Annotated in this window: 3 protein-coding genes; all 3 read left to right on the plus strand. The window is 75.3% G+C overall.

The window, feature by feature from the left end; translation table 11 throughout:
• The first annotated feature begins 50 nt into the window (after positions 1-50).
• Genes AB0D66_RS01815 through AB0D66_RS01825 form a run of 3 tightly spaced genes read left to right on the plus strand, consistent with a single transcriptional unit; the run spans position 51 to position 11,214 of the window.
• The gene (locus tag AB0D66_RS01815; RefSeq protein ID WP_362295095.1) at positions 51-1,235 is read left to right on the plus strand and encodes a cytochrome P450; all 1,185 of its coding nucleotides are present in this window, start codon (positions 51-53) and stop codon (positions 1,233-1,235) included.
• Between the two features lie 5 nt (positions 1,236-1,240).
• Positions 1,241-1,441, plus strand: coding sequence for a ferredoxin (locus tag AB0D66_RS01820; protein WP_362295837.1), 201 nt, complete (start codon positions 1,241-1,243; stop codon positions 1,439-1,441).
• A 44-nt stretch (positions 1,442-1,485) separates the two neighbouring features.
• A complete protein-coding gene (locus tag AB0D66_RS01825; RefSeq protein WP_362295098.1) occupies positions 1,486-11,214 on the plus strand; it encodes a type I polyketide synthase in 9,729 nt (3,242 codons plus the stop codon).
• Positions 11,215-11,232: the final 18 nt, after the last annotated feature.

Genomic DNA, 11,232 nt, shown 5'->3' on the forward strand with positions numbered 1-11,232 from the left:
GGGGTTCCGCCTGGCCGGCCGAACAGGCCCTTACAACCACGGAGTCGACCTTGACCAGGACCGACCTGAAACCGGTGGTCTTTCCCACCGAGCGCACCTGCCCTTTCAGCCCCCCGCCGGGGCTGGCCGAGCTGCGGGACGAGCACCCGGTGAGCAGACTCGCCTATCCGGACGGCACCAACGGATGGCTGGTCACCGGGTACTCAGCGGCGCGTTCCGTGCTGAACGACCCCCGGTTCAGCTCGCGCGGAGAACACCGCCGGATGGCGGTCGGCGAGGGCGCACCGGGGCCGACGAGGCCCGGTGTCTTCATTTTCATGGACGCCCCGGAGCACACCCGTTTCCGGAAGCTGTTCACCGGCGAATTCACCGTACGGCGGACCAGGAACCTGGAACCGAAGGTGGAACGGATCACCGCGGACCGGATCGCGGCGATGCGCGAGATGGGCCCGCCGGTTGATCTCGTACGAGAATTCGCCCTGCCGATTCCCTCGCTGGTGATCTGCGAACTTCTGGGTGTTCCGTACGAGGATCACGCCTTCTTCCAGAAGCATTCGGAAACCATGCTCGACTACGACCGCTCGATGGAAGAGGTCGTGGAGGCCTTCCAATTGATGGCGGAATTCCTGACCGGGCTGGTCCGCCGCAAGCGCGACAGGCCCGAGGACGACCTGCTGAGCCGGGTCGCCGCCTCCGACCTCACGGACGAGGAGGCCGCGGGCTCGGCGATGCTCGTCCTCACCGCGGGCCACGAGACCACCGCGAAGATGCTGGGGCTCGGCACCTGTCTGCTGCTCTCCCGGCCGGACCAGCTGGCGCTGCTGCGCAAGGACCCGGCGCTGGTCAACGGCGCGGTCGAGGAGATGATGCGCTACCTGAGCATCGTCCAGTTCGGCATCATCCGGGGAGCACTGCAGGACGTCGAGCTGGAGGGCCGGCAGATCCGGGCGGGCGAGGTCGTGACCGTGGCCCTGTCCGCGGCCAACCGCGACGCCGGCGCCTTCCAGGATCCGGACCTCCTCGACCTGACCCGCAACGCCGGACGCCACCTCGGCTTCGGCTACGGCGTGCACCAGTGCGTGGGGCAGCAGCTCGCCCGCGTCGAAATGCGGATCGCCTTCCGCCAGTTGATCCGCGAGTTCCCCGACCTGCACCTGGCCGCCGCTCCCGAGGAGATCGAGACGGCCCACCTGTCGTCCATGTACGGCGTGCGGCGCCTTCCGGTCGGCTGGTGACGGCGATGAGGGTCGACGTCGACCGTTCGCAGTGCTGCGGCGCGGGGATGTGCGCCCTGACCGAACCCCTGGTCTTCGACCAGAGCCCGGAGGACGGGACCGTCGTGCTGCTCCTCCCGCACCCGCCCGAGGAACTGTGGGACAGCGTCGAGGAGTGCGTGCGGGTGTGCCCCTCCCAGGCGATCAGCCTCGACGAGCAGCCGTAGGGACCGGGTGGTCGGCCGCGACCGCCCCGAAGTGAGGATGCGTGATGAACGCCGACGACATTGCCATCATCGGGCTCGGCTGCCGCCTCCCCGGCGGGATCGACTCCCCCGGGGCGCTCTGGCAGGGCCTGCTGGACGGGATCGACGCCATCGCGGAGGTCCCCCCGCAGCGGTGGAGAGCCGATGACTGGCATGACGTCGACCCCTCCGCGCCCGGCAAGATGACGACGCGGTGGGGCGGGTTCCTCGACGACGTCGCGGGGTTCGACGCCGCGTTCTTCGGCATCTCGCCCACCGAGGCCGCCCAGATGGACCCGCAGCAGCGCCTCGCCCTCGAGGTCGCCTGGGCCGCGGTGGAGGACGCCAGGATCCGGGCCGACCGGCTCGCCGCATCGGCCACCGGCGTGTTCTTCGGAACCATGTGGCAGGAGTACCACCTGGCCACCGGCGCGTCCCCCGGCGAGATCCGCACGCACACCGCCATCGGCACGGACACCTCGATCATCCCGGCCCGCATCGCCTACGCCCTCGACCTGCGCGGCCCCGTGATGTCCATAGGCACCGGATGCAGCTCCTCCCTGGTCGCCGTCCACCAGGCGGTCCGGAGCCTGCGGTCCGGCGAGTCGGACCTCGCGCTGGCGGGCGGGGTCAGCCTCGTCCTCCATCCGCACACCACCGTGGCGATGTCCAAGTTCGGCACGCAGAACCCCGACGGGCAGTGCCGCGCCTTCGACGCGGACGCCAACGGATACGTCCGGGGCGAGGGCTGCGGCGTGGTCGTCCTGCGCAGGCTCGCGGACGCCCGGCGGCAGGGCGACCGGATCTACGCGGTGATCCGCGGCAGCGCCGTGAACAACGACGGCACCACCGACGGCCTGGCCACCCCGAGCGCCGACACGCAGGCCGAAGTGCTGCGCTCGGCCTGGCGGGAGGCGGGGGCCGCCCCGGGCACGGTGGCGTACGTGGAGGCGCACGGCACGGGGACCCGCCGGGGCGATCCGATCGAGGCGGCGGCACTGGGCAGCGTGTTCGGCGAGGGCAGGAAGGACGGGGACCCGCTGCGGATCGGGTCGGCCAAGACCAACTTCGGCCACCTCGAACCGGCCGCCGGGGTGCTCGGCGTGCTCAAGACCTCCCTGGCGCTCTTCCACGGCGAGCTGCCCCCCAGCCTGCACTTCCGCACGCCCAACCCGGACATCGACTTCGACGCGGCGAAGCTGGCCGTGGTCACCGAACGCCGGCCGTGGCCGCAGGGGCCGCGCCTGGCCGGGGTGAGCAGCTTCGGCTACGGCGGTACGAACGCCCACCTCGCCCTGGCCGGACCGCCGACGCAGACCGTCCCCGCCGGGGAGCCGGCGGACGGCCGGGAACCCGCCGGCGGCCGGGCTCCCGACGCGCGGACGCGGATCCCCTGGGTGCTGTCGGCGCGCTCCGAACCCGCCCTGCGGGAACAGGCCCGCCTGCTGCGCGCCCACCTCGCCGCCCACCCCGGCCTCTCGGCCGCCGACGTCGGCCTCTCCCTGGCCACCACCCGCGCCGACCACGCCTACCGGGCCGTCCTGCTGGGGTCGCGGACCGCGGACCTGGTCCGCGGCCTGGAAGCCCTCGCGTCGGGGGCCCAGCTGCCGGACCTGGTCGTCGGATCCGGCCGCGGGCAACGCCCGGTGCTGATGTTCGCCGGACAGGGCGCGCAGTGGGCCGGCATGGCCACCGAACTGCTGGACTCCTCACCGGTGTTCGCCGAACGGTTCGCGCAGTGCGAGGCGGCCCTGCGTCCGTACGTCGACTGGAACCTCAGCGAGGTGATCGGCGACGCGGACGCCCTGGAACGGGTGGACGTCGTACAGCCCGCCCTGTGGGCGGTGATGGTGTCCCTGGCCCGGCTGTGGAGCCACCACGGCGTCGACCCGGAGGTCCTGCTCGGCCACTCGCAGGGCGAGATCGCCTCGGCGTGCGTGTCCGGCGCGCTGTCGCTCGAGGACGCGGCGGCCGTGGTGGCGCTGCGGTCCCGGGCCATCCGCCGAGGCCTCGCGGGCCGGGGCGGCATGGTCTCGCTGGTGTGCTCGCGCGCGGACGCGCAGCGGCTGGCCGCGCGGTGGCCGGGCCGGCTGTCGGTGGCCGCCGCCAACGGTCCGCGGGCCACGGTGGTCTCCGGCGAACCGGAGGCGCTCGCGCAGCTGCTCGCGCACTGCGGATCCGCCGGGATCCGCGCCAAGCGGGTCCCCGTCGACTACGCCTCGCACTCGGCGCAGGTGGCGGCGATCCGCGAGGACATCCTCACCGACCTGGCCGGGATCCGGCCGCGTCCCGGAATGGCGGGCTTCTTCTCCACCGTGGACGTCGGCCGGATCGACACCGCGACCCTGGACGCGGGCTACTGGTACCGGAACCTGCGCTCCACCGTCGAACTCGACGCCTGCGTACGCGAGCTGGCCGCCGAAGGCCGCAGCGTGTTCATCGAGTGCACTCCGCACCCCGTGCTCACCATGGGCGTGGAGGAGAGCGCCGAGGTGCGCACCGTCGGAACGCTGCGCCGGCGGGAGGGCGGCCGGTTCCTGACGGCTCTGGCCGAGGCCTACGCCGCCGGGGTGGACGTCGACTGGAGCCGCGCCTTCGAGCGGGCGGACGCGCACGTCGTGGACCTGCCCACGTACCCCTTCCAGCACCAGCGGTACTGGATCGACGCCGAGGCGGCCGCCGGCGGGGGGACGCAGGACGCGCCGTTCTGGGACGCCGTGGGCCGGCAGGACCTCGACGGGGTGGCCCGCACCCTGGGCCTCGACCGGGACGCCCTCGCCCCCGTCCTGCCCGCCCTGGCCTCCTGGCGCAGGCGCCGCACCTCGGAGTCCGTCCTGGACGGCTGGGAGTACCGCGTCGGCTGGAAGCAGGTTCCCGCACCGGCGGTGCGCCCCGGAGACTGGCTGGCCCTCACGCCCGCCGGCGACGCCTGGGCGCGCTCGGTGGCCGAGGACCTGACCGGACGGGGACTGCGCGTCACCCTCATGGAGGTCGAACCCGGTCTGGAGCGCGGTGCGCTGGCCGCCCGCCTGCGCGGCACGGCCTGCGACGGCGTGCTGTGCCTGCCGGCCGCGCAGGACGGCCCGTACGCCGGGTACACGGGGGTTCCCGCCGGCTACGCCGCGGCCCTGACCGCCGTACAGGCGCTGGGGGACGCCGGTGTGGACGCCCCGCTGTGGTGCGTGACGCGGGACGCGGTCGCGGTGGCCGACGAGGCCGTCGACCCGGACGGGTCGCTGCTCTGGGGGCTGGGCCGGGTCGTCGCCCTGGAGCACTCGGAGCGCTGGGGCGGTCTGATCGACGTGTCCGCCGCGTACGACGGGACGGTCCTGGCTGGGGTGCTCACGGGCGGCCACGGCGAGGACCAGGTGGCCATCCGGGGTTCCGCGGCGCACGGCCGCCGGCTGGTCCGCGCCGCCGCGGGGCCGGCCCGCGCCTGGAGCCCCGCAGGGACGGTGCTGATCACCGGCGGAACGGGCGCGCTGGGCGCCGAGGTGGCGCGGCGGCTGGCCGGCCAGGGCGCCGAACGCCTGGTGCTGGTCAGCCGGAGCGGGCCGGACGCACCCCGGGCGGCCGCCCTCACCGCCGAACTGCGCCGGCTCGGGGCAGAGGTCGAGGTCGTCGCCTGCGACGTCGCCGACCGGGAGGCGGTCCGCGGGCTGGTCGGGCGGACCCGGCCGGACGCGGTGGTGCACGCCGCCGGGGCCCTGCACGACGGGCTCGTCCAGGACCTCACCCCCGAGCAGGTCGAAGCGGCGCTGCGGGTGAAGGCGCAGGGCGCGTGGAACCTGCACGAACTCAGCCCCGGGCCGGCCGCGTTCGTGCTCTTCTCCTCGTGGGGCGCGACCGTCGGCGTCCCGGGCCAGGGCAACTACGCGCCCGGCAACGCCTACCTGGACGGCCTGGCGGCGCTCCGCCGCGCCCAGGGGCTGCCCGCGACCTCGGTGGCGTGGGGCCCCTGGGACGGGGACGGCATGGCGCGGGGGTCGGTGAAGGACGTCCTCGACCGCCACGGCGTACCCCCGATGGCGCCGGATCTGGCCCTGCTGGCCCTGGACCGGGCGGTGGCCTCCCCGGAGCCCTGCGTCACCGTGGCGGACGTGCGGTGGGACCGCTTCCGCACGGTCTTCACCGCCACCCGCCCCAGTGCCCTGCTCGGCGACCTGCCCGACGGGCGGGACCCCTCGGGCGTCCGGGAGCCCGCGTTCCGCCAGCGCCTGGCCGCACTGCCCGCGGACGGCCGGGCGCGCGCCGCACTGGACGAGGTCAGGGCGCAGACCGCGCTCGTACTCGGCCACGCGGCGCCCGACGCGGTGGACGTCGGCCGCACGTTCAAGGAGCTCGCCTTCGACTCGGTCCTCGGCGTCGAGCTGCGCAACAGGCTCGGCGCGGCCACCGGGCTGCGGCTGCCCGCCACGCTGATCTTCGAGCACCCCACGCCCGCGCAGGTCGCCGCCCACGTCCTCGAGGAGTACCTGCGCGAGGAAGGCGGCCTGCCGGCCGGCGAGCCCGGCCCGGCCGGCGGGGAGCCCGCCCCGGCCGCCCGCCCCGCCGCCACCACCGCCGCCGCCACCGCCACCGCCCCGGCGGTGGTCCCCGAGGACGCGGCCGCGGGCGCGGCCGAGCCCATCGCGATCGTCGCCATGAGCTGCCGGTTCCCCGGGGGAGTACGCGATCCGGAGGGGTTCTGGCGGCTGCTCTCCGACGGCGGCGACGCCATCACCCCGTTCCCCGAGGACCGCGGCTGGGACCTGTCCGCGCTCTACCACCCGGATCCGGACCACGCCGGTACGAGCTACGTCCGCGAAGGCGGCTTCGTGGCCGCCGCCGACTTCGACCCGGAGTTCTTCGGGATCAGCCCCCGCGAGGCGCTGACCATGGATCCGCAGCAGCGGCTCCTCCTGGAGGGGTCCTGGGAGCTGCTGGAACGGGCCGGGATGGCGCCGGCCGCGCTGCGGGGCAGCGACACCGGCATCTACCTCGGCACCAACGGCCAGGACTACGCCTCGCTGGGCACCCCGCACGGCTCCGAGGGCTTCGGGCTCACCGGCAGCGCCGCCAGCGTGGTCTCCGGCCGCGTCTCCTACGCGCTCGGCCTCCAGGGGCCTTCGGTCACCGTCGACACCGCGTGCTCGGCCTCCCTGGTCGCCATCCACCTCGCCGCGCAGGCCCTGGCGAGGGGCGAGTGCACGCTGGCCGTGGCCGGCGGCGCCACCGTGATGGCCACGCCGAGACTGTTCGTCGGGTTCAGCCGCCAGCGCGGCCTCGACCCCCTCGGGCGGTGCCGCGCCTTCTCGGACGGCGCCTCGGGCACGGCCCTGTCCGAGGGCAGCGGGCTGCTGCTGCTGGAGAAGCTGTCCGACGCGCGGCGCAACGGGCATCCGGTGCTGGCCGTGATCCGCGGTTCGGCCGTCAACCAGGACGGCGCGTCCAACGGGCTCACCGCGCCCAACGGCCGGGCCCAACAGCAGGTCATCCGCAAGGCGCTCGCCGCGGCGGGGCTCGAAGCCTCCGACGTGGACGTCGTGGAGGCCCACGGCACCGGCACGACGCTGGGCGACCCCATCGAGGCACGCGCGCTGCAGGCCACCTACGGCGCCTCCGGCCGGCCGGTGTGGCTGGGCTCGGTGAAGTCCAACATCGGGCACACCCAGGCGGCGGCGGGCGTGGCCGGGGTGATCAAGATGGTGCTGGCCATGAACCACGGCACGGTGCCCCGTACCCTGCACGCGGCCACCCCCTCCCGCCATGTCGACTGGTCGGCGGGTTCCCTCCGGCTGGCCACGGACCCCGTGGCCTGGGACGGGGACGGCCCGCGGCGTGCGGGCGTCTCCTCGTTCGGCATCAGCGGCACCAACGCCCACCTGATCCTCGAACAGGCCGCCGAGGCCCGGGAACCGGTGGCCGGGTCCCGTCCGGCCCTGCTGCCCTGGGCGCTGTCCGCGCGGAGCCCGCAGGCCCTGCGCGAACAGGCGTCCCGGCTGGCCGTCCGGGTCGGGACGCACCCCGAAACCGACCCGGCCGACCTGGCGTTCTCCCTGGCCACCTCGCGCACGCCCTTCCAGGAGCGCGCCGTCGTCATCGGCCGCGACACCGGCGACCTGCTCGCCGGGCTGCGCGCGATCACCGACGGGGAGTCCTCGGCGTCGGTGGTGCGGGGATCGGCGGGCGACGGCCGGACGGCGTTCGTCTTCGCCGGGCAGGGAACCCAGCGCGCGGGCATGGGAGCCGATCTGTGCGAGGCCTACCCGGTGTTCGCCGCCGCGTGGCGGGAGATCTGCGCCGCGCTCGACCGGCACCTGCGCCTTCCGGTCGCCGCGGTCATCGACGACCCGGACGCACTGCGCCGTACCGAGTTCACCCAGCCCGCCCTGTTCGCCTTCGAGGTGGCGGTGTTCCGGCTCCTGGAGAGCTGGGGCGTCACACCCGACCTGGTGCTCGGGCACTCCGTCGGCGAACTGGCCGCCGCACACGTCGCGGGGGTCCTCTCCCTGGAGGACGCCTGCGCGCTGGTCGTGGCCCGGGGCCGGCTGATGCAGGCCCAGCCGGACACCGGCGTGATGCTCGCGCTCCAGGCCGGCGAGCACGAGGTGGCCCCGCTGCTGTCCGCGCGGGTGGCACTCGCCGCGGTCAACGGGCCGGAGTCCGTGGTGATCGCCGGCGACGCCGATGCGGTGGCCGAGGCGGCCGCACGGCTCCCCGGACGCCGCACCAAACGGCTCAACGTGTCCCACGCCTTCCACTCCGCGCACATGGACGGCATGCTCGACGAGTTCCGCCGGGTGGCCGAAGGCCTCACCTTCCACCCGCCGCGCATCCCGTTGGTGACGAACCTGACCGGGCGGGCCGTCACCGCCTGCGGTCCCGACCACTGGGTGCGCCAGGTGCGGCAACCGGTCCGCTTCGCCGACGCGGTCCGCACCGCGCTCGGCGAGGGCGTCACCCGGTTCCTCGACATCGGCCCCGACGGAACCCCCGCCGCCATGATCGAGGACTGCCTGGACCGCGACGCCGTCGTGGTGGCGACCCAGCGTCCCGACCGGTCCGGACCCGAGGCGCTGACCCTGGCGGTCGCCCGGGCGCACACGGCGGGTGCGCGGCCGGACTGGACCGCGCTCCTCGGCGGGCGGCGCCGCCGCGTCGACCTGCCCACCTACCCCTTCCAGCGCAGGCGCTTCTGGCCGGACGGCTCCGGCGCCGGGCACCCGTGGCTGACCGAGAGCACCGAACTGGCCGACGGCGGCTGGGTGCTGTCCGGCCGGGTGTCGGCCTCGACCCAGCCCTGGCTGGCCGATCACGTGGTCTTCGGCACCGTCGTCGTACCCGGCACCGCGCTGCTGGACATGGTCCTGGCGGGCGCCGGCCGGGCCGGGGCGGCCGGGGTCGGCGAACTGACCCTGTCGCGGCCGATGGTGCTGGAGGACGCGGTACACGTGCAGGTCAGGATCGGCCCCTCCGAAGGCGGACGGCGGCCGGTGACCCTGCACGGCAGGGCGGACGGCTCGGGTGCGTGGAGCACCCATGCCGAGGGCGTGCTGGTGGACGCGTTCGGTCCGGAGCCCGCCGACTGGTCGGTGCCCGCACTGCCCGCCGCCGACCCCTCCGGCTTCTACGAGGGCTTCGCCGCCCAGGGCGTCGACTACGGCCCCGCCTTCCGCGGGGTGGCCGATCTGCGCGGTCAGGGCCGGACCGCGTGCGGTGTGGTCCGGCTGCCGGTCGGCGGGGCGGGCGGATTCGGTGTCCACCCGGCCCTGCTGGACGCCGCCTTGCAGGTGATGCGCGCGGTGGTGCCGGCCTCCGCCGAGGCCCAACTCCCCTTCCAGTTCAGCGACGTCCGCCTGTACGCCACGGGGGCCACCGAGCTCCACGTCCGGGTCGACGTCCGGGACGAGGAGATCCGGGCCACCGTCACCGACCCGGGCGGGGCGCCGGTGGCGTACGTCGGCGCCCTGCGGCTGCGTCCGGTCAGCGCCGGCCTGCTGCGCGCCGCCCTCACCGTGCCCGACCTCTACCGCGTGGCCTTCCGGCCCGTGCCGCAGGTGCCCGCGGTCCCGGAGCCGGTACGGGTCCTGGGCCGCGGCCCGGTGTCCGAGGCCCTCGGGGTGGCGCCGTCCGAGACGGTCTCGGAGGACGGCCCGCGCCGGATCCTGATCGACGCCACCGGGGACGCCGAGGGAGTGGAAGCCGAAGGAGCGGATGCCGAAGGAGCGGCCGCCGCCCACGCGTCGACCGCGCACGCGTTGGACCTGCTGCGCCGGCTGCTGCCCCGCGAGGACACCGAGCTCGTGTGGATCACCAGGGACAGCGTGGCCGCACGCCCCGGGGACCGCGTGCGCGGCCTCGCCCAGGCGCCCCTGTGGGGGCTGCTGCGGGCGGCGCGGCGGGAGCACCCGGAGGCCGTGGTCCGGATCGTCGACTGCGACCGGATCGAGGCCGCGACCCTGCTCTCGGCGCTGTCGGTGTCCGGCGAGCCGGAGCTCGCCGTCAGGGACGGGGAGCTCCTGGCGCCCCGGCTGACCGCGGCCGGCGCGCCCGGTGGGGCCGGCGCGGCCGCCTCCGCGGCCGCCTCCGTGGCCGCCTCCGTGGCCGACGGAACGGTGCTGATCACCGGCGGTACCGGCGAGCTCGGCAGGGCGGTCGCCCGGCACCTGGTGACCGAGCACGGGGTCCGCGACCTCGTGCTGACCTCGCGCTCCGGCCCCGCACACCCGCAGGCCCGGAGTCTGGCCGCGGAGCTGGCCGAGGCCGGTGCGCGATCCGTGCGGGTGCTGGCCTGCGACGTCTCGGACCGGGCGCAGGTGGCCGGCGTACTGTCCTCGGCGGACGACTGGTCGGCGGTACTGCACCTCGCCGGCGTCATCGACGACGGCCTGCTGCTCGACTACGACGAGCGACGCCTGCGGAAGGTGCTGGCCCCCAAGCTCGACGGGGCCGCGCACCTGGCGGAACTCACCGCGGATCTGGGCCTGTCGGCGTTCGTACTGTTCTCCTCGATATCCGGCACCCTCGGCTCCGCCGGGCAGGGCGCGTACGCGGCGGCCAACGCCTACCTGGACGCCCTCGCCGCCCGCAGCGGCGGCACCAGCCTGGCCTGGGGCCTGTGGGAGCAGGCGGGCTCGGGAATGACCGCGCACCTCACGGAGGCCGAACTGGGGCGCCTGCGCCGCCAGGGCATCGCGCCGCTGCCCGTCGCCAAGGCCCTGCGGCTGCTGGACCGTGCGCTGCGCTCGCCGGACGGCAACCTCGTGCCCGTCAGGCTCGACCTGGCCGCGCTGGACGGCGAACCCCCGGCGCTGCTGCGGGTGCTGGTCCGGCCCTCGCTGCGCCGCGCCGGCGCGGACACGGCGGACGGCGGGCTGCGCAAGCGCCTGCGGGGCCGGACGCCCGAGGAACAGGCCGCCGCGGTCACGCGGCTGGTCCTGGAGGAGGTCGCCGTCGTCCTGGGGCTGCCCGGCCCCGGTGCGCTCAGGAGCAAGGCCGTACTGAGCGAGCTCGGCCTCGATTCGCTCATGGCCGTGGAGCTGCGGCGCAGGCTCGCGAACGCCGGCGGGGTCGCACTGCCGTCGAGCCTCGCCTTCGACCACCCGACCCCGGCGGACATCGCGGAACTGCTGATGCGGCGTTTGGGAGTCGGCCGCGCGGAGTCCGGGACGGCGGAAGCGGAACCGCAGTCGCCATCGGATCCGGCCGCGCCCGCACCGGCCCGGTCGGTCGCCGAGATCGGCGCCGAACTCGACGCCCTCCTCGAACTCTAGAAGCTCCCAGCGCCCAGC

It is taken from the genome of Streptomyces sp. NPDC048270, assembly GCF_040652335.1.
In the GTDB taxonomy this organism is placed as follows: domain Bacteria; phylum Actinomycetota; class Actinomycetes; order Streptomycetales; family Streptomycetaceae; genus Streptomyces.

What these genes read in the sequence shown, in the direction of transcription:
- AB0D66_RS01820 (WP_362295837.1), top strand. Translation starts at nt 1,241, where the DNA reads ATGAGGGTCGACGTCGACCGTTCGCAGTGCTGCGGCGCGGGGATGTGC.
- AB0D66_RS01825 (WP_362295098.1), top strand. Translation starts at nt 1,486, where the DNA reads ATGAACGCCGACGACATTGCCATCATCGGGCTCGGCTGCCGCCTCCCC.